Here is an 18817-nt window from a genome sequence, read left to right on the forward strand (position 1 = left end):
GGCTCCGCCGGGCAGCAACGGGGACGGGGTGATCGTGCATCATGATGTCTACTGGGTAGAATCTTGGATTTTGGGGCACCACCCCCCTGGGGTCGGCCGAACCGGTCCCCGGGGGTCTCGGACCGTTCGGAGGGGCTCAACTCCGTAAAGCGTTGGGAGTGGAGTTGAGCGCGCCTGATCTCTTGGCTTCTGACAGGCCGTCACTTCGATGCCACCTCGGACAGCTTACCCGTAGCCGTGGCTTACGTGCCCGGGATCCGACTGCTTTCAGCCGAGTGATGCAACTTGAGAAAGAGGCTGCATCACAGGTGATGCAGCGAGTAGTATCCCGTGAGGAAACACACCGCCTCTGGGGACTGGAGACCTTCATGGCCGGTGATACCAAGCTCCGTCCGCATCAGGTGGAAGCGGTGGAAGCTGTCGTCTCCGGTCTGGAGATTCGGTCCGGTCAGCGTATTCCCGAGAATGGATTGCGTGGTCAGGTCCACGCGGCCTGTGGAACGGGAAAGACGTTCATCGCTGCTGCTGCCGCACAGCGGATCGCGCCGAGGGGCCGTGTGCTGGTTCTCGTTCCGACGCTGGCGTTGTTGTCTCAGACGGTGCGGGAGTGGCGGGAGTTCGGGCATGCGGGTCCGATGGTGGCGGTGTGCTCGATGCAGGATGATCCCCGGCTGTAATCGCTCGGTGTCCCGTCGACGACGAGCTCGCCCCAGCTCGCGCTGCGCTGGGGCAGAGGGCCGGTGCCCCTGTTCGCCACGTACTCGTCTCTCCTGGTCCTGACCGAGGCACACGAAGGCGCCTACGGCCTTCCCATGGACGTCTTCGACCTCGTGACAGTGGACGAAGCCCACCGGACGTCGGGCTCGCTGGGCAAGGCGTGGGCCGCCGTCCACGACCAGGAGCAGTTGCCGGCGATGCGGCGCCTGTACATGACGGCGACACCACAGATCTGGACGGCACGCCCGCCGCGGCCGAACCGCGCAGAAACAGGTCGGCCGGTGGAAGCGGGCAAGGTGTGTGAAGTGTCTGAGCAGCGGGTGCGGTTTCGGCAGCTGCCGGACGGGGCTCCTGGGGCCCCGTGAGGTGTGTCCTGCCGCGCGGCCGCCCGGGATGCCTGCTACGGCGCTGGGCAGGAGTCGTCCACCGGCCGTCTGCGCTCGCCTTCGGGGGTGAGGGTCAAGGATGCGTGGAACGAGCCGCCGCCGGAGCGCACTGCGAGCAGCTTCGGCTGCTCGTACACTGGCCAGGTTTCGGCGTCCGGTTCGCTGCCGTTCCACAGGTGGAAGGACACGATCGGGTGCCGTGGGTCGTCGGTGAGGTAGCAGAGTGTCTTGGGGTACCGGGGGTTGATGCCTCCGATGAGTACGGAGGGGGCGCCGAACTCCTGCGTGATGTCCGCCCAGGTGCGGTCCGCGGCCGCCCAGGCGCGGACAGAGTCGGTGAGGGCCTTGTGGGCGTCTGCCGTGAGCGCGCGGTCGGGCCGGAGCCAGCCGTGCACGTGCGCGAACTCGGCGTAGACGGAGGCGATCTCGTCGCTGTGCGCCTCCTGGGGGAACACGTCCCGCAGAGGGCCCTTGATACCGAGGGCGCAGTCGCCGAATCCGCGTGCGTGCCAGTCCTGTCGCATGAGGCGCAGCCCGTCGGGCTGGCGTTCCACGAACAGCAGGTGTGTGATCTGGATCTGCAACGCTAGCTCGCCCCCGTACATCTGGGGCCGGCGAAGAGCGGAGTTGAGCTCGTCGACCAGGTGGGCGTGGATCTCTTCAGCAGTGGCCAGCGGGACGAGCGGGGGAACGGTCATTCGCACATTCTCACGCCTGCGCGGCATCACGGCACTCCCCCAGTGCTTCGAACGCGAACATCCTGCAGCGTGGTCCCCTGCTCTGAGTCGAGGAGTTGCCGGACGGGCCGCAGGAACTGGGGTATGGCTCTCCAGCACTCGCACCAGACGCGCCGGGCTCAGCGAGGAACGGCGGGTGATGCGGCAGGTGCCTCGGGGCCGTCTCCTGTGCTCGGGCCCGGGAAGGCGGCCGCACGGTTCGCCGGCCCGCCTGCGGCTCGTCGCATGCCGGTGCGCTCCCGGTGTCGTGAAGAGGCGTCAGGGGCGGGCCGGGGGCCGTACGTGTGGGTACCGGCGTCGCTCTCAGGAGTCTTGTGCAGGGTTCTCCGGCGAGATCTGCAACAGGTCGGCAGGTATCCGGCCGACGGCGATGGCGATCGCCTCGGCGGCTGTGGTGACGTGGTGCAGGGCGGGGCCATTCCACCTCTCTCTGATGGTGTAGTCGCCGGTTCCCCAGGGTGAGTCGATCGAGACGAAGGACGGGGAGAACGGGTAGTCGGGCGTAGTGGAGAAGCTCAGTGCCCAGTGGCTCGTGAAGGGGTAGAGGCCGCGGAGCTTCGGTTCGGCGAGGGCGGACTCGATGAGCGCCTGGTACTGCGGCCAGTCGGCTTCACAGGCACTCTTCAGCAGCCACTGCCACTCTGAGGCGATGACGTCGGCGGGGTTGTTGTCGGGGACCTCGAAACGTCCGGTCAGGAGATCAAAGGTCGCGGCCTGCTTGATCTCATCGAGGCCGGCCCCCTCCGCCCAGCCGCGGATCACTTCGGGAAGCGCACGCATGTCTGGGGTTTTGCCGCAGATCATGAGCCTGTCGTTGGACGAGCCCCAGAAGGTCCATTTCCGCTCGTGATGCCACGCCGCGATGTAGGACGAGTGGCGGTGCGGGACGACACTGGTGATCGTGGCATGACGCAGTGGATCGGACGGGGTGACGGCCAAGGAAAGGGACACGCCCTGTTCAGCGGCTGCGGCTTGCAGTGCCGCGGCAAGGCTGCCGTGGGCGGCGACGTCAGGGTAGAGAACGGCCGGGTCTGGTTCGTGACTCATGATGCTCCCAAAAGGTACCGGCACCCCGATGGTGTTCTGAAGTGTGAGGCGCAGCAGGTCTCGAACGGCGTCGGTCCCGGGGTCGCGCATGGGTCTGGTGCAGGGGCGTGCGGTGGCTGAAACGGTGGCTGTGCTGCCGCCCACGCCGCGCAGGCGTCGACGGTGCGCCAACGGCTGCGTCGCCGCCTGCTCGCGGAGCACGTCCCCGAGATGCGCGTGGATTTACGGCGCCCCGGCAATGGTGAAGGCCAGGCCGATGAGCGCGATGAACAGACCGGCGGGCAGCAGAACGCCTCCCACCAATCGGAAGAACCAGGCGCCCAGCAGGGAAGGTTCCGCGAGCGAGAGGTCCGACGTCCGAGCCGCCATGATCGTCCGGACCGCGTTGCGGCGCGCTACTGCCCGGTCCGTCGCGCCCCGCAGATTGAAGAGGAATGCCGCGCCCCACCCTGCGGCAGCCAGTCCCATCACCAGCAGTCCGATCGCCACCAACACCGCAGTCCCTCCTCGGACCCCCTGCCACCACGGCCTGGTCGTCGGCGGAACTCTGCCACCCGGCGCCGACGCGAACAAGCCACCGCTACCGTCCCAGGCGCACCCGCTGCGGGCCCGGTGGCAGGCTGCCTGACGCAGCCGGCGTTGAGTAAGCGCCTGGTCGCCCGGAACGTTCGCCGCGCTGGACCAGGTGCACTCGATGTCCGGGCGCGTGTCCGTTGTCATCTCCGCGGGGCGTTCCGGCACAAGCAACCCCAGCTGTCGTGGCTCGCTGTCCGTGGAACACCCGCTCACAGTCTGCCGGAATGCGTGACGCGTGACTGAGCGGCCTGCTTTGCCCGCGCGGCCAACTGCGGCGCTGAGCCTCCGCCGTGTCCAGTACGCCCCAGCACTGCACGGAACCGCTCCCGTCCCGCTGTCACGCTGGCCTCCCAAAGGCCTGCGGCGTCGCCGGTCGCCGAGAGGGACTGAAGCCTCTGCTCCTCGGCACTGAAGCCGGCACCCGCAAGGTTCTGGTCCAGCATCCCCACCGCGGTGAGTGCCGCGTGGCCACAGGCCACCGCGTCACGGGCATCCCCGGTGCTGTTGGCCAACAGGGCGTGCCGCAGGACGAGGACGCCGAAGAACGCGTAGGTACCAGCGACGTCGGTGGTCCCCTCTTCGCCCGGTTGCAGTTCGGGGAACCGCTCCAGCACGCTCACGCGCTCAGCAGCGTCGGCCAGCGGCTGGACGGTATGCCAGAGGTCGCGTACGGACCGCACGCAATAGTCCAGGTCGGCCTCGCGCCCGGGCACCCCCGCCCGCAGGCCTATGAACAGCGGCGCCATGCGTTCCGCGCAGGCCGCGACGTACAGACGGATCACCCCGCCGCCGCTGTCGCGCAGCGCCTGCGCGACAGCCCCCTCCACCAGTGTTTGCATGCCACACCTGCTTCGCTCGTCAGCCCGTAGGCCAGCTTCGATCACGCTTGCCCGCGTGCCAACCGTCCGGCCCACATCGTCGCAGGGCCGCTGCTCTGTGCTGAGCAGCCCCGCCCTCCGCAAGGACATCATCGGCCCGCCCGGCCGAACCTGGGTGGGATCGTGCTGAACTGCCGCGGCCTGCTGGTGGACCGCGGATCGCTACGGATTTTCGGCAGTTCGCGCTCAACGGGGCCGATCCCCGTGCGGCCGGTCGGCCCGGTGAGCCGGGCGAGGTCGTCTGCTTTGCCCCCGACAATCCTGGCTGGACGTCTCTGGGGGCCACTCGGTCTGGCTGTCCTGGATCCTCGCCGGAGGACTCGATGAGTTCTACGGGAACCTCAGGTGGGACGGCCGGCGCGGCGAGGTCTCCGCGCTGACTGGGCGGCAGGGGCTGTCATTCTTTCCGCCGTTGTGCTCGGCCGAGGCCCGCCAGGATCTGTTGGAGACCAGCCGTCGCGCGGTGCCCATGGCAGAACTCATGGGCCTGAGCCGTCACTCGTGCCTGCAGTTCGACGGCGCGGATCCGGGCTTCCTTGGCGTCGCATGAACAGCCTCACGCATTCAGGCGCCGGAAGCAGATGAGGGTGGCGGCGATGCCGGCGAAGGCAAGGAAGTGCTCGGCCTTGCGTGCGTAGCGGCGGTGCAGGCGGCGGCACCCGGCCGACCATTCGACGGTGCGCCCACGGCCCACCGGTGGCGGCCCAGGCGCTGCGAGGACTCGATGCCTTGCGCGCGATGCGCGCGGTGATGTTCTTGGAACGCAGCCATCGGCGCAGGTGGTCACAGTCGTACCCCTTGTCGCCGTGGAGCTTGGCGGCCGTCGTCTACGCGGTCCACGCCGGGAGCGGATGGGAGGGATGCCGCCCATGAGTCTGGTCACTGGTGCGCAGCGCAATAACCACCACTGCTTTGACGACACCCGACAGCCTCGACCGCAATCTCCGTAGCGAATCACGTAGGATCCGGCTCCGGCCCCGCTTCATCGACGGCTGTCTCACCGCCAGAGGGGTGGACATCGACATCAACCCACCGCCCCCTCCTGGAAAAACTCAAAGGATCCTCCCGCCGTCCGCCACCTGCCCTGCTCCTCCGCGATCACGCCGTGCGCACGAAGGAGTCCCTGCTCATCGAACAGGGACTCCCTCTTTCGCGCAACGCAGTGCGCCAGAACCGTGGTCGAGGTAATCAGGAGCGCCGCCGCTGCGGTCTTCAGCAGGCCGGGCGCTCCGATATCCCTCCGGCGCTGCATCCGCCCGCCGGGCAGCACGCGGGAGGTGCAGCGTCATGGGACCAGCGGCGTTCCGTCAGTAGACGAGGCTGCAGTTCTTGAGAGTGGTAGTGCCGACCGCCCTGTCGCACGCCCAGACCCTGATGTTCTTCTTGTAGTTGAAGGTCCATGAGTCGAATGTGTTGACCCTGCTCGCGTATCGGTTCTTGTGGGTCCACGCGCCGTTGGCCCATGTGTCGAACTCGAGGGCCAGGACGGCTTCGAGACCGTTGCCCGAGATCGCGTCGCGGGCTCCCGCGTTGGAGAAGCTGCCCGCATAGTAGGTGAATCCGCCAGCCGTTCCCGCTGCGCGCCACTCGTACTGGCCGCTCACCTCCGCGTTCTTGCTGAGGCTTAAGCCGTACAGGTTGACCGGCGTTGCACTCGCGGGGCTGGCCAGTCCCACGACCAGAGCGGATGTCAGAGCCGTAGCCCCAAGGGCAAGGCGCTTGACGGTAGATCGCATTTGTCTCTCTCCTTGTAGATCAATGCCGACGCAGGGTGCGACGGGCGTCACGATGGGGCGAACCGCCGGAACGATCAGCGGCCGAATCCCGCTGACTGATCGAGGTCAGCATCTGCTGGTCAGTAGATGCATTTACTCGAATTGAGCAGTAGGGCGGATGTTGCGCGTTTCCACAAGGGGTCCTTCGGTTTGGGAGGCAATGGGAGCCTTGGAATGCGTACTGTTCGTCCCTGCGTAGATGGATACCGTCCCAGTGGCGTTGTTCTGGACGGACTTCACCAGCGTTTTCTGTCCAGGAATCGCGACAGTGCCGTGAGGTCATGACTGCCGCTCCGGGCGGCGGGCCGCCCGGTTCTGGACATGTCAGCAACGATGTACGGCCGACCTTGCACAAACCTTGCGAGAAACCTTGCGCAGCAGGTCACAGTGGTGCTGCCAGGTTCGGTTCCGGCTTGAAGGGGAGCAGGGCATGCTGGAGTTCCGGTTACTGGGCACACTCGAGGCATGGGCAGGGGGGCAGCCGGTAGCCCTGGGGCATGCGCGGCAGCAGCATGTTCTCGCGGCCCTGCTGATCGACGCCGGCCGCCCGGTGCCGGCCGACCGGCTGCTCCACCGGGTGTGGGACGACCGCGCGCCCGACCGGGGGCGGGACACGCTCTATGCCTACCTGTCCCGCCTGCGCCGCGTGCTGGGACCGCACAGCGTCGGGCTGGTCCGGCTGTCCGACGGCTACACGCTCGACCTCGGCGAGGCCACGGTGGACCTGCACCGTTTCCGGGACCTGTCGGACCGGGCCCGGCGGGCGGCTGTGGACGAGGAGGCGGGGGTGCTGTGGCGGGAGGCGCTGGGGCTCTGGCGGGCCAGCGCGTTCGCCGGAGTGGACACCCCGTGGTTCAACGCTCAGCGCCAGCTCCTCGACGGCGAGCGGTTGGCCGCCCAACTGGACTCGGTTGACGTCCGGTTACGCCTGGGACAGCATGATCGGCTGGTGAGCGAGCTCGTGGCCCGGGCCGAGGCGCATCCGCTCGACGAGCGGGTGGTCGGGCAGCTGGTTCTCGCCCTGTGGCGGTGCGGGCGGCAGGCGGAGGCGCTGGAGGAGTACGAGCGCGCCCGGCGGCGGCTCGCCGACGAGCTGGGGGTCGACCCCGGCGCGGCGTTGCGGAGGCTGTACGGGCGGATCCTGGCCGGGGATCCGGAGCTGTCCGGCGATCTGGATCCGGCCGCCGCCGACGTGGACGCGCCTCCCGCCGACGAGGAAGCGGAAGACGACAGCGACGCTGTGGTGAACCCCGTGACAGGTGGTCGGCAGCTCGTTCCGCGGCTGCTGCCGGCGGATCTCTCTCTGTTCGTCGGCCGCGACGCCGAGGTGGACGAGGCCTGTCGGCTCCTCGACGCGGACGGGCCGGGGCCGCTCACACTGTTGGTCAGCGGTCCTGCCGGGGTGGGCAAGACGGCCTTCGCCGTACGGGCGGGCCATCGGCTCGCCTCCCGCTTCCCGGACGGCCAGCTCCATGCGGACCTGCGCGGCTTCGGCGACGAGCCGGCCGATCCGTACACGATCCTGGGCGCATTCCTCCGCGCGCTCGGCGTCCGCGGCGGGATGGTGCCTGCGGAGCTGACAGGACGCATTCACCTCTACCGCTCCCTGCTGGCCCAACGACAGGTGCTCGTCGTCCTGGACAACGCGGCTGGGTCCGAGCAGGTGCGCGACCTGCTGCCCAGCGGCGCGCGGTGCGCTGCCGTGGTCACCAGCCGCACGACGATGGCGGAGCTGGGCTGCCGTCGGCTCCCCCTGGACGTGCTGGACACGACGACCGGGCTTGCCCTGCTGCGCGAGATGCTGGGCCCGGAGCGGGCTGACGCGGAGCCCGACTCGGCCCGCTCCATCGTGGAGACATGCGGCGGCCTGCCACTCGCGGTGTGGGTGGCCGGCGCGCGACTGGCCGCACGACCACACTGGCAACTGGCCCACGTGGCCCGGGCCCTCGCCGACGAGGGGCGCAAGCTCGACGAGTTGGCCGTCGGCCACACTGCCGTACGGGCCAGCCTCGCACTCACCTACCAGCAGATGGCCGCGCCCACCCAGCATGCACTGCGGATGCTCGCTCTGTTACCAGGTCCCGACTTCGCGGCATGGGCGCTGGCCGCGCTGCTGGACGTGGACCTGTTCGAGGCGGAGGTCGTTCTCGATGATCTGGTCGAGGTGCACCTGGTGCAGATCGGATCGGTCGGCGCGACCGGACCTCGCTGTCAACTGCATGACCTGGTCAGGCTGTTCGGTCAGGAACGCGCGGATCACGACGTCCGTCACCAGGAGCGCACGGCCGCACTCACCCGGGTGCTCGGGGCCAGCCTCCACCTCGCCGACCTCGCCGCGGACACCCTCAGCGTCGACTTCCAGGGCATCTCACAGTCAGAACTCGCCGCTTGGCGGCTTTCCCAGGCGAATACCGATCATCTGCTCGCCGACCCGCTGGCCTGGTTCACCGCCGAGCGTCAGTTCCTCATCGCCGTGGCGGAGCAGGCGATGGACAGAAAGGAAGCTGCACCCGCCGCTGGGCTGGCCACTGCCCTGACGACCCTGTTCCAGGTCGGCGGGCACTTCGATGACTGGGAGCGGCTGCAGAACCGGGCGCTCAAGGCGGCTCTGAGCAGCGGTGACCGGCACAGCGCCGCGAAGCTCCACCGTTGCCTGGGCGAACTCACCACCATTCTCGACCGGTACCCGGAGGCGTTGAACCACTTCGAGGAGGCGCTGCTGCTGGCTGAGGGGCAGGGGCCGGCCTACCGAGCGGGGGCGACCGCTGGGCTGGCTTACGTGCACCGGCTCCTCGGCCAGTACTCCACGGCCGTGTTCCATTTCGAGAAAGCCGCCAAACTGGCCCGGCAGACGGGCAACGTCAACTGTCTCGTCTACGCCACCAACGGCCTCGGCGTCATCGACCTCGAGCAAGGCCGGGTCGAGGCAGCAGTCGAGCAGTTCACGGAGTGCCTGCAGGCCAGCCGGGCCGCGGGCTACCGCCCCGGGGAGGCCCAGGCGCTGCGCTGTCTGGGCCAGAGCCACCGCGCGCTCGGCGCCTACCCGGCCGCCGCCGACGCCTACCGGCAGGCAGTCGCGATCAGCACGGAACTCGGCGACCGCCTCACCGCGACTCATGCTGCCTGCTGGCTCGGGGACGTCTTGGTCCGCCAGGGCGAGCATCACACAGGGCGCCGTCTGCTTGCGCAGAGTCTGTGGACGTACCGGGAATTCGGCAACCTTTGGGGCGAGGCGGCCACGCTGTACTCCCTTGCGGAGGCACAACTCGCGGCCGGCCGGCCGGCGCTCGCCCGCAGACGCGCCGAAGCCGCGGTCAGCCTCTGGCGACAGATCGGCTCCCACACCTGGCTCGCCGTCGCCCTCGAGACGCTGGCCACCGCGCACGCCCAGGCCGGGGACCACCGGACCGCGACCCGCACCCGCGACGAGGCCTCGGACCTCCGGAGGTCCTGAGCACGCCTCGGCAAGCCGCTACGGGCCAAGGAAGTCGACACACCCTCGGCCATGAACTGCGCCGAAGAACGTCGAGGGTACCCGCGCCAAACTGAAACGCCTCAGCCAGGACAGGGAAGAGGTTCGTCGCCGCGGCTGCCGCCCGGCGGGTCGCGCCGAGAGGCCGTGTGCTGGTCGTTGGTCCCAGACCGGCGTTGCTGTGGCGGGCGGCACGGGAATGGCGCGCGTTCGGGTATGCGGGCCGATCTCAGCGGCGTACTGGTCTTGGGGCGCAGCATGAGCGGCGTCGAACTCCGCTTCCGCAGGGGCTTCGGCAGTGGTGCGTGTCAGGAAGGGAGTCGCAGGACCTTGGCGAGCAGTGCGGAGAGCTGCTCGCGTTCGGCCGGGGAGAGCTCCTGGAAGGTGTCGTCCAGGAAGTCGGGGACTGCGTGCTCGGCTTCGGTGAGGAGCCGGCGGCCCGATGTGGTGACGGTGACCGCGTAGGCCCGGCGGTCCCCCGCGTCGCGTTCGCGGCGGACGTGTCCCGCCTGCTCCAGGCCGTCGCAGATGCCGACCATGACGCTGCGGTCGATGCGCAGCTGATCGCTCAGAGCACGCTGGGAGCTGGGGCCGACCTCGGCGAGCATCTTGAGGACCAGATGGGACCCGACGCCGATGCCCGATTCGGCTGCCCTGGCCTCCGCGGCGCGGGCGACGAGGGACGAGGCCCGGCACAGCGCGATGTCCAGGCGTTCGGCAGCGAGGGTGGAGAAGTAACCGGCCTCGCGGTCCGCTGCCTTGGGCGGCATCGGGCCCACCTCCTGTGCGTGTGCGGCGATCAGGGTGCCGATCCTACCAAAATTCATCTGACCACAGATTGTTTGCATGCCTCTCGAAATTTTGTATGCTCCTCAATCATCTGTTGGCAGATGGTCTTCAGACAGATGGAGCTGCTGTGCTCGGCCAGACGGCTCCCCCGCGACGCCCCCGCCCGCACACACAGAACAGAGGAAGCGGCCGTGACCCTGGATCTGACCCCCGACCAACTTCTGTCGACCACACGCGCCGTGCGCAAACGCCTCGACCTGGACCGCCCCGTCCCGCGCTCCCTCATCGAGGAGTGCGTGGACCTGGCCACGCAGGCGCCGACCGGCCGCAACAGGCAGCGCTGGCACTTCGTCGTCGTCACCGAAGCCGCCCAGCGGCGGGCCGTGGCCGACATCTTCCTGCGTGCGCTGCCGCTGGCCACCGGCCACCCGCTGACCGAACGCGACGCGTGGCGCATGAACTACGCCGCCGGCTCCACCGAGCGGGTCTTCGACGGCCTGCGTCATCTGGCCGCCAACATCCACCGGGTGCCCGCCTTCGTGATCCCCGGCGTGGAGGGCCGCACCGACCAAGCGCCCGTGACCGTGCAGGCCGGGGCGTGGGGCTCGATCCTGCCGGCGGTGTGGAGTTTCATGCTGGCGGCCCGGGCGCGCGGCCTGGGCACCACCTGGACGACAGCGCAGGGCCCGCTGGAACGGGAGTTGGCCGCCGTGCTCGGCGTTCCGTACGACGAGATCATGCTGGCAGCGTTCCTCCCGCTGGCCTACACGATCGGTACCGACTTCCGGCCTGCCAGGCGGATCCCTCGCGAGCACGTCCTGCACTGGGACCGATGGGGGAAGCCGGGCGCCGTCACCCGGGCTGCTGCGGACGGCCCCTGAACGCACCCGGGCGACGCCGCCGGGTGTCGGGGCGATCCGGCGGCGTCGATGACGTCCTCGACGACATGTGGGTGCGCGACGTAAGCCCGGGGCCCGGACACAAGGGCACCTCAGCCGTGCCGATCCACCCCGGCCGTTGCCTCCATCGCGGCGGCGGCCTGCCTACGGTCCCTGCGCGCCGGGTTCGCTGTCGTCCTCGGCTGCCGGCTCCTCCTCCCCCGCTTCGTGCGGGCGATTTCTGCCGCGCAGTTCCTGGTGCTCGGCGGACCGATAGCAGGACTCGTCGAACCGGTCGAGCAGGGCGGCGAGTTCCTTCACCGCCGAGGTGGCGTCCTGGCGGGAGATCCGGTCCGCCGCGGCAAGTTCGAGGCAGCGGCGGTGCTGTGCGGCCAGGGGTGCCCACTCGGCCGCGGCGGCCAGGTGCTCGATCACCGCCGTCAGCGGATCCGCGGGCTCCGGGCCGCGGAAGGCGAAGCTGTACCAGGAGGCGACCTGGGCGTCGATCAGGGCCGCCGCCTTTCGCAGCGCCTGCGCGCGCTGAGAGGTCGTCACCGCGGCGCCGATCCACGGCATGACGGGAGTGCACGGCACGGGTCGGAACGCGCCCGTCACCCTGGTGTGCAGGTCCCGCGCCGCGGTGAGGAGGGGAACGGTGAGTGCGTGGCCCTCGGACCAGGTGCCCAGCAGAGCGGAATCGCGCAGGTCCCCGGCGGCAGCCAGGGTTTCCAGGGGGCCGGCGGCGTCGGGCAGCAGATCGGTCAACTCCTGCGCACCGAGTTCCCCGTATGCGACGCCGGGACCGAGCGCGTATCTCAGGACGCGGTACCGGTACGCCGTGGCTGCCCCGGCCGCCTCCCTGACGCTGATGTAGGGCACAAGCGCGGCCTTCTCCCGCTTCCGGTCCTTGTAGGCGTCGCTCGCCAGTGTGCCCAGGTACTGGAGCATGGCGAGGACGGGTGGACCGGATCTGTCCATGATCTTCATCTGCGCCGACTGCGCGTCCAGTGCTCGCTGTACGTTCCGTTTGCCCTCCGGACGGGTGTCCACCGGAGAGAAGCGTTCGGCGTTCGGCGCAGGGAGTTGGTTCTCCTTCCGATCGTCCCAGGTGCCGTGGGCTATCGGGCGCGGGTCCGGCTCATGGGTCACGAAGCCTCCGTCTTGTCGCCGGGCCAGGAAGATCCGCATGGTCGCGTTCGTACCCTTGCGGCGTTCGTACCCACGAGGCGGGCGGGGTGAACGGGGGGCCATGGCCGGTGCCTCGCGGACCCGGCGAGTGACGTCACCGGTGGGTCCACTGACTACCCGGTGAACAGCGGGCTCTGGAAACGCAACCCTGCGAATGATCCCCGCCGGACACGCAGGCAGAGCCGGCCGATTCACTCGGCCTCGCCCACCGAGCGTCGTCGGGCATTCGCCGCCGATGCCCGCAGCGGCGGCTTCGGCATCTCGCTGCGAGGCCTGCCGGCTCTCACCTCATTGCGGCCGACGACTCGTCGCTGACTCCAGGAACGCGATCACCAGCGGGTCCGAGTGCGGCGCGACGTAGTCGTAGGTGGGGGCGTCGACGTGGCAATGATCGCTTGCGTCCGCCTCTGAGGCGAAGCCCTCGATGCTGTCGGCGAGGAGGTCGAGAGCTTCCCGTCCTCCCCTGATCCTCAGGACCTGGCCTTCCGTGACGATCGAAAGGGCGGGCTGCTCCGGGTCCTCCCGAAACGCGATCTGCGACAGCGACCTCTCGTAAGGAGAGGGGCGCGGGTTGTCCGAGAGATCGCGGCTTCCGGCCCTCTCCCGCAACTGCTGCCCGAGCAGCAGCAGTCCCTGACGCGTCCCGGAGAGCTCGAGCTCTCGCGTTGTCCCGCTGTACAGAACCTGCAGCATCGCGTTCCCTCCACCCCGCCGGTCGTACAGTTTGCCAGGACTCCCAGGATTGACCCCCGATCGACCCCCGCAGGCCGCTCATCGAACAACAGCGCCGTAAGCTGACGCTTCCTCAGCAGAGCCGTCCACACAGGTCGGCGGCCGCAGGCTCCTGACCTCGAAAGCGGGGCCCGGGGAAGGGGCTGCCCGGCACCCCGTCAAGGTCTGGGCGGTCTGTTGTTGCACCTGCCGTAGCGGCATGTGGTGTCGTCGAAGGCACCACAGCACGAAAGGCCCCGTCTGCGATGTACCCCTCCCCCACGCCTCCCCGCGAGGTCAAGATCGGCGATGCCGCCGCCTTCGCCGGAACCACTCCGCGCGCCATTCGTCACTACCATCAGATCGGTCTGCTGCCCGAGCCCGTGCGAGGCGGCGACGGGCGCCGCCGCTACGGCTACGACGACATGATCCGCCTGCTGTGGATTCGCAAGATGGCGGAAGCCGGCATCAGCCTGAACGACATGAGGCCCGCTTTCGGCGAAGCCCGGAACGTCGAGGACGTTCTGGACCGGCTGGAGGAGTCCCTCGCCGCCCAGGAAGCCGCCATCAAGCGCCGGCGCGCGGCAGTTCAGCGGCTGCGCGCCGTGGGCAGCCCCCTCGGGCTGCTCTCCCCCATGGTCACCGACCGGCTCAGCCAGCTGCCTCCCGGCTCGCTGCGCCCCTCCGACCTGGACGCCCTGCTGGTCACGGAACGGATCTTCGGACCGCTGGGCGCCGCGATCCAGGCCAGCGTGTTCGTCGTCCTTGCGACCCATCCCGCGCTGCGGGCCGAAGCCGACCGCCTCGACGCGGCCGACGCCGCCCTCGACGACACCGTCGACCCCCACGACCCGCAGGTCGACGAACTCGCCGCCCGGCACTGCGCCCACCACAAGGCCCTGCTCCAAGCCATCGAGGCGGCTGGTCTGGACGAGGACGAGGAGAGGCTCTTCGACCTCCACGACGACGAGGCGGACGGCAAGGAGCACAATGCGATGAGTGCCTTCGAAGCAGTGACCACAATGCCCTACGGGTTCTCTCCGGCACGGACGCGGTGCATGGAACTCACCGCGCGACTCCTCTACGGAGACTCATCGGCGGACACCTGATACCGGGTGCGGCCGTGCGCGAGCCGGGGCCGGTCCCACGGTCCGGGCTGCCCGCTCCTCGAAACCCCGCTTCGCCGACCGCCGGAGCCGGTGGGACGAAGCCAGTGGGACGAGGGGCGTCCTCGGGCGTCCTGAAGGCTCGGGCTGGTTTCGTGGGCCTTCGCCTTCGCCGGGCTGCAAACGCCCGTGGAGGTCGTCACGGCGAGTGGGGGAGCCGGTTCCGATCGTGCGGATCACCGCAGGGCGAATGCCAGATCTCGCGCCCGCACGTGCTCGCGCGGTCCAGCCGCTCGCAGGACGACGTCCAGGACGCGTGCCGGATCGGCTGCGTAGGCGTGCGAGAACCACGCCATATTGGCCTCCACCACGACCCAGCGGTGTCCTGGACGGTATGGGTCCAGCAACTGCCCGACGTCCACGACGACGGCACTCGGCAGCGTGTGTCCGGCTGCGGCGGCCAGCCGGTCGGCGAACTCGGTGATCTGCGCGGTGACGGCCCGGTCGGCGCGCTCCGTACCGAACGGGCACGAGTCGAGCCGGCCGAACACCGCGTACCGACTCGCCGTGGCGATCCGGCCGTCCAACAGGAACAGCCTGTACTCGGCCGCGAAGGTCACCACATCGGACAGGAGCACCGGTGTTGTCGGGTCCAGTGAGGAGGGCAGCCGGGAGCCGTCGGTGTACACGTCTGCCGGGAAGGACTTGTCGCGGGGCGGCTTCATGAACGTCGGCCGGTCGATCGCCCACGCGTCCGCGATAATCCCTGCCCGTACCCGGCGGCCGGTGAACTCTTCCGGCAACTCGGCGAGCCAGTCGTCACCCGGCTCAAGCAAGGCGATCCCGAGCCGGCCGGCCAGCCGCGCACCCGCGACCGGTCCGCCGTACCAGTACGCAGGGCCTGCGAGGCCGGCCTCCTCAGCCGCCCTGACCGGCATCCCCCGGCCTGCCGCCTCGACGGCCAGCAGTTCCATCGTCGATGTCCGCCGCCCAGGCATGACAAGCACCGCAGCCTCCTTGAGGTCCACAAAACCGCCATGCTACGGGCTGTCCAACAGCTGCGAACGGTGCCCTGACCCGAGACCGGCTCGACCGAGTCAGGGCCACGGCCGGCGGAGGAGATTCCTTCGTCGGCACCGTACGACACAGTTGACCAAGGGGCCTGTCCGGGTCAGGTCACGCCCGCCGGGCGGGCTGTTGTGGCCGGCGGGCTGGTACCGGACGTCGTCAGGGCACAGGCCGCCCCGCCCTCGCGGGCGAACCCGCTGCGCTCGTGGAGCTCGCCGCGCTGCGAGCCGGGTGCCTCGACTACCGGTTCACGGTGCTTGCGGCGGCCTGGGCCATGAAGATGGCGATGTGAGCGGGTGGCATCGCCGCGAGCGTGCCACCGGCAGGCGACGTCCGCTCGGCGGTGGCGATCATCCTGCGGGCCGCTTCGGGTGAGAGGGGCGGGACCGGGTGTTCGAGGTAGTAGCGCTTCTCCTCGTCCCCGGTGATCCCGTCCGGCATGGCAGGGGCGTACGGCCAGAAGTAGAGGGGCGTCCCCGGCTCGATCCGCCAGCTCTCCGCGAGCGGACCGGCATCGACCACGTCGTAGCCGACGGCTTCCAGGAACCGCGTCACGGCCGTCTTGGCAGCGGCGTCGTCACCCGCGATCGGCAGCGTCGTCCGTTCGAGCCCGCCGTGCGGGCGGGCGTTGGAGTACATGTGGTTCCAGTCCAGGTTGTGCAGGCCCTTCACCACGTGGGAGTCCTTGAGGTGTTGCTGCACGAGTTCACTCGAGGTGAGCGTCCCGGCGTCGAGGGCGGGGTGACGCCAGAACTCCGGGTAGTAGTTCGTCTGGTCCAGGACGACCTTCCCGGCGAGCTTGCCGGCCGGCAGTGCCTGGAAGCTCGCGAGCGGGACAGGAAGGGCGACGATGTCGCCCGCCTCGATCGCCTCGTCGACTGTTGCCGCGCGAGCCGGCGGACCGAGCTCCTGGACGAGTTGCGCGATCGACTCCGGGCCCCGTGAGTTGCTGAGCACAACGCTGTAGCCCGCGGCAACAGCGAGCCGGGCGACGGAGCCGCCGACCAGACCAGAGCCGATGATTCCGACGGTGGGTGCCATCGTGGCCGTCTCCTTGTTCAACAGGCGCCTCGACGGGGACGGGGGCCGCCCCTGTCTCCGGCGCATTCGGACTGACGAGTCGATCCTCGGTCGGGCCGCAGGGGTGCACCAGGCGCTGCCGTCCCTGGTAGTGCCGGTACCACCCACCCCCTGACCAGCAGGCTCATACTGGGACCATGACCCGTCACACCGAGCTCGGCCCCGCTCTGCGCGCGTGGAGAGAGCGCATCGGCCCGGCCGCGGTCGGCCTGCCGGTGGCAGGAAACCGACGCGTTCCGGGCCTGCGCCGCGAGGAACTGGCAGTCCTGGCCGGCGTCTCCGTCGACTACCTCGTACAGCTCGAGCAGGGCCGCGCCAGGAATCCCTCACCGCAGGTCCTCGCCGCCTTCACGCAGACACTGCGTCTCAATGCCGTGGAGCGCGAACTGCTCTACCGGCTGGCGGGAGCGGTCGTCCCGCCGTCCGGTACGGTGCCGCGTGAGGTGCCGGCCGGCGTGCAGCGCATGATCGATCGGATGAGCGACACCCCGCTGGCAGTCTTCACCGCCTCCTGGGACATCGTGCAGAGCAACCCGCTCTGGGTCGCGCTGTTCGGCAACCCGGTCGAGGCCGATGCCCGGTCGAGCAATCTGATCTGGGGGCATTTCGCCGCCCCGCCCGCACCTGGCGCTTCCCGCATCGAGCGAGGCGCCACGCACGCCGACGCCTTCGAGCGCATGATGGTGTCCGACCTGCGCCGGGCTGCGGACCGGTACCCCGACGACCGCGCCGTCACGGAGCTGATCAACGGGCTGCGGGAGACCAACCGACGCTTCGCTGATCTCTGGACCCGCTACGAAACCCTGCCGATGGGGCGTTCGCACAAGACGGTCGTCCACCCCGAGCTCGACGAGATCGTCCTCGACTGCGACATCATGACCATCGAACGCGCCGACCTGCACATCGTGCTGAACTGGGCCGCTCCGGACACCGGCGCGGACGGGAAGCTCGCCCTTCTCCGCGAGCGTGCGGCCCCGGCGGCACGCTGAACTCCTGGTGCTCACGGGTCGCTCCCGCGGGGGGGTGCCTCTATGTCGTTCGTCAAGGCATCCCTGTCGGGTTTGGGTGGTTTGGGTGGTGGGGCTATGCGGCGAGTTCGATGTCCTTCGGTGTCCGGGGTTCGTAGAAGGTGCCGTCGCGGAGCATGGCGAACAGGACGCTGATGCGCTGGCGGGCGAGGCGGAGGAGGGCTTGGGTGTGGGTTTTGCCGCGGGCTCGCTGTTTGTCGTAGTAGGTCCGGGAGGCCGGATCGGCGTTCATGCAGGCGAAGGCGGAAAGGAACATCGCGCGTTTGAGCTGCCGGTTGCCGCCTCGAGGCGCGTGTTCGCCGTGGATCGAGGTTCCGGATTGTCGGGTGGCCGGGGCAAGGCCGGCGTAGGAGGCGAGGTGGGCGGCGGTGGGGAAGCTGGTGCCGTCGCCGACGGTGGTCAGCAGAACTGCGGCGGTCCTGACGCCGACGCCGGGCATCGAGGTCAGGACCTGGGAAAGAGGGTGGGCCTCCAGCAGGGTGTGGATCTGGGCTTCCAGGGCCCGGCGCTGTTCGTGGACGGCGGCGAGCGAGCGGGCCAGGGACGGGACCACGATGTCGAGGGTGCCCGTGCCGGGAACGGTCACGGTCTGCTCGTCCAGGGCGTCGAAGACGTCGTCGATCAGCCGTGCGGCCATGCGCGGGGCTTTCGGACGGATCAGCTCGACGAGGCGGCGGCGGCCGGCTCTGCGCAGGGCGGCCGGGGATCCGTAGCGTTCCAGGAGCCAGGTGACAGCCTGGTGGTCCAGGCGCGGTCCCAGGACGCGTTCCAGGCTGGGGTGGAACTGGGTGAGCAGGCCGCGTATCCGGTTGCTGGTGCGGGTGGCCTCAGCCGCGAGGTCCTGATCGAAGCCGGTCAGGACTGTCAGCTCGGCGGTGATCTCATCGGCCAGCTCCAGCGAGCGCAGGGTGTGCGGCATCGTCCGAGCCGCGTCCGCGATCACCGCGGCGTCCTTCGCGTCGGTCTTCGCCTCGCCTGGGTAGAGGTCGGCGATCCGCCGCATCGCCAGGCCGGGAAGGTAGGCGACGCGGCAGCCGGCGTCGCGGGCGACGGCCAGGGGCAGGGCGCCGATCGAGGCGGGCTGGTCCACGATGACCAGGACGGTGCCGAACTTGGCGGTCAGCTTGTCGATCACGGCCCGCAGCTTCGGCTCGCTGTTGGGCAGTGGCTTGTCGAAGACCTTCTTGCCGGTCGGGGTGAGCCCGTGCCCGTGGTGAGCGGACTTGCCGACGTCCAGGCCGAGGAACACGCCCACGTCTTCGATCTCGAACATCGGGCCCTTCCAGGGGGTTTGACGGTGCCGGCCTCGGCTCGGGTGTCGTGCTCGCGCATCCACGTTATGCAGACCTGCCGCCCGCGAACCGTCCGGCGTTGCGCCGGA

At 69.5% G+C, this 18817-nt stretch carries 16 protein-coding genes and 2 pseudogenes; 6 read left to right on the forward strand and 12 right to left on the reverse strand.

Features of this window, described 5'->3' with window-relative positions:
* Positions 1-368: 368 nt before the first annotated feature.
* A pseudogene (locus IAG43_RS34290) lies at positions 369-1082 on the forward strand (DEAD/DEAH box helicase family protein).
* A gap of 35 nt (positions 1083-1117) precedes the next feature.
* Here IAG43_RS34290 and IAG43_RS00015 read toward each other — a convergent pair.
* The 4 genes from IAG43_RS00015 to IAG43_RS00030 form a co-directional block, all read right to left on the reverse strand.
* A complete protein-coding gene (locus IAG43_RS00015; protein WP_223005878.1) occupies positions 1118-1801 on the reverse strand; it encodes a hypothetical protein in 684 nt (227 codons plus the stop codon).
* Between the two features lie 342 nt (positions 1802-2143).
* A complete protein-coding gene (locus IAG43_RS00020; RefSeq protein WP_187738671.1) occupies positions 2144-3088 on the reverse strand; it encodes a DUF6193 family natural product biosynthesis protein in 945 nt (314 codons plus the stop codon).
* 21 nt (positions 3089-3109) lie between these two features.
* A complete protein-coding gene (locus IAG43_RS00025) occupies positions 3110-3382 on the reverse strand; it encodes a hypothetical protein (protein WP_187738672.1) in 273 nt (90 codons plus the stop codon).
* A gap of 290 nt (positions 3383-3672) precedes the next feature.
* A complete protein-coding gene (locus IAG43_RS00030; protein WP_246573993.1) occupies positions 3673-4302 on the reverse strand; it encodes a hypothetical protein in 630 nt (209 codons plus the stop codon).
* Between the two features lie 343 nt (positions 4303-4645).
* Between IAG43_RS00030 and IAG43_RS34300 the strand changes: the two genes are divergently transcribed.
* Complete coding sequence (locus IAG43_RS34300; RefSeq protein ID WP_246574673.1) at positions 4646-4891, forward strand: DUF2625 family protein; 246 nt, start codon at positions 4646-4648, stop codon at positions 4889-4891.
* Between the two features lie 6 nt (positions 4892-4897).
* On the opposite strand, the pseudogene IAG43_RS00040 reads toward IAG43_RS34300, so the two are convergent.
* Both IAG43_RS00040 and IAG43_RS00045 read right to left on the reverse strand, forming a co-directional pair.
* Positions 4898-5215 (reverse strand): annotated as a pseudogene (locus tag IAG43_RS00040) (transposase); the annotation flags it as partial.
* 433 nt (positions 5216-5648) lie between these two features.
* Positions 5649-6077 carry a hypothetical protein gene (locus tag IAG43_RS00045; protein ID WP_187738673.1) on the reverse strand — a complete coding sequence of 143 codons (429 nt, stop codon included), beginning with the start codon at positions 6075-6077 and terminating at the stop codon, positions 5649-5651.
* Positions 6078-6546: 469 nt separating this feature from the next.
* Between IAG43_RS00045 and IAG43_RS00050 the strand changes: the two genes are divergently transcribed.
* Positions 6547-9570: an AfsR/SARP family transcriptional regulator gene (locus IAG43_RS00050; protein WP_187738674.1), complete on the forward strand. Its 3024-nt coding sequence runs from the start codon at positions 6547-6549 to the stop codon at positions 9568-9570.
* A 326-nt stretch (positions 9571-9896) separates the two neighbouring features.
* Here IAG43_RS00050 and IAG43_RS00055 read toward each other — a convergent pair whose 3' ends face one another.
* Positions 9897-10358 (reverse strand): MarR family winged helix-turn-helix transcriptional regulator, encoded by a 462-nt coding sequence (locus IAG43_RS00055; RefSeq protein WP_187744221.1) that lies wholly within the window; start codon positions 10356-10358, stop codon positions 9897-9899.
* Between the two features lie 210 nt (positions 10359-10568).
* Here IAG43_RS00055 and IAG43_RS00060 point away from each other — a divergent pair, with 210 nt between their 5' ends.
* Positions 10569-11258 (forward strand): nitroreductase family protein, encoded by a 690-nt coding sequence (locus tag IAG43_RS00060; protein WP_187738675.1) that lies wholly within the window; start codon positions 10569-10571, stop codon positions 11256-11258.
* Positions 11259-11420: 162 nt separating this feature from the next.
* Here the strand turns inward: IAG43_RS00060 and IAG43_RS00065 are convergent, their stop codons facing one another.
* Both IAG43_RS00065 and IAG43_RS00070 read right to left on the reverse strand, forming a co-directional pair.
* Complete coding sequence (locus IAG43_RS00065; RefSeq protein ID WP_187738676.1) at positions 11421-12404, reverse strand: hypothetical protein; 984 nt, start codon at positions 12402-12404, stop codon at positions 11421-11423.
* 327 nt (positions 12405-12731) lie between these two features.
* On the reverse strand, positions 12732-13136 hold the full coding sequence (locus IAG43_RS00070) for an Imm32 family immunity protein (RefSeq protein ID WP_187738677.1): 405 nt from the start codon (positions 13134-13136) through the stop codon (positions 12732-12734).
* Positions 13137-13420: 284 nt separating this feature from the next.
* Here IAG43_RS00070 and IAG43_RS00075 point away from each other — a divergent pair, with 284 nt between their 5' ends.
* Complete coding sequence (locus tag IAG43_RS00075) at positions 13421-14263, forward strand: MerR family transcriptional regulator (protein WP_187738678.1); 843 nt, start codon at positions 13421-13423, stop codon at positions 14261-14263.
* 233 nt (positions 14264-14496) lie between these two features.
* Here the strand turns inward: IAG43_RS00075 and IAG43_RS00080 are convergent, their stop codons facing one another.
* Positions 14497-15234: an ATP-grasp domain-containing protein gene (locus IAG43_RS00080; RefSeq protein WP_187744222.1), complete on the reverse strand. Its 738-nt coding sequence runs from the start codon at positions 15232-15234 to the stop codon at positions 14497-14499.
* Positions 15235-15568: 334 nt separating this feature from the next.
* Positions 15569-16369, reverse strand: a complete 801-nt coding sequence (locus IAG43_RS00085; RefSeq protein WP_187738679.1) for an NADPH-dependent F420 reductase — start codon at positions 16367-16369, stop codon at positions 15569-15571.
* Positions 16370-16545: 176 nt separating this feature from the next.
* Here IAG43_RS00085 and IAG43_RS00090 point away from each other — a divergent pair, with 176 nt between their 5' ends.
* Positions 16546-17397: a helix-turn-helix transcriptional regulator gene (locus tag IAG43_RS00090; protein ID WP_187738680.1), complete on the forward strand. Its 852-nt coding sequence runs from the start codon at positions 16546-16548 to the stop codon at positions 17395-17397.
* Positions 17398-17491: 94 nt separating this feature from the next.
* On the opposite strand, the gene IAG43_RS00095 is transcribed toward IAG43_RS00090, so the two are convergent.
* Positions 17492-18709: an IS110 family RNA-guided transposase gene (locus tag IAG43_RS00095; RefSeq protein WP_187738681.1), complete on the reverse strand. Its 1218-nt coding sequence runs from the start codon at positions 18707-18709 to the stop codon at positions 17492-17494.
* Between the last annotated feature and the right edge of the window lie 108 nt (positions 18710-18817).

The sequence above is a fragment of the Streptomyces genisteinicus genome (genome assembly GCF_014489615.1).
GTDB lineage: Bacteria > Actinomycetota > Actinomycetes > Streptomycetales > Streptomycetaceae > Streptomyces > Streptomyces genisteinicus.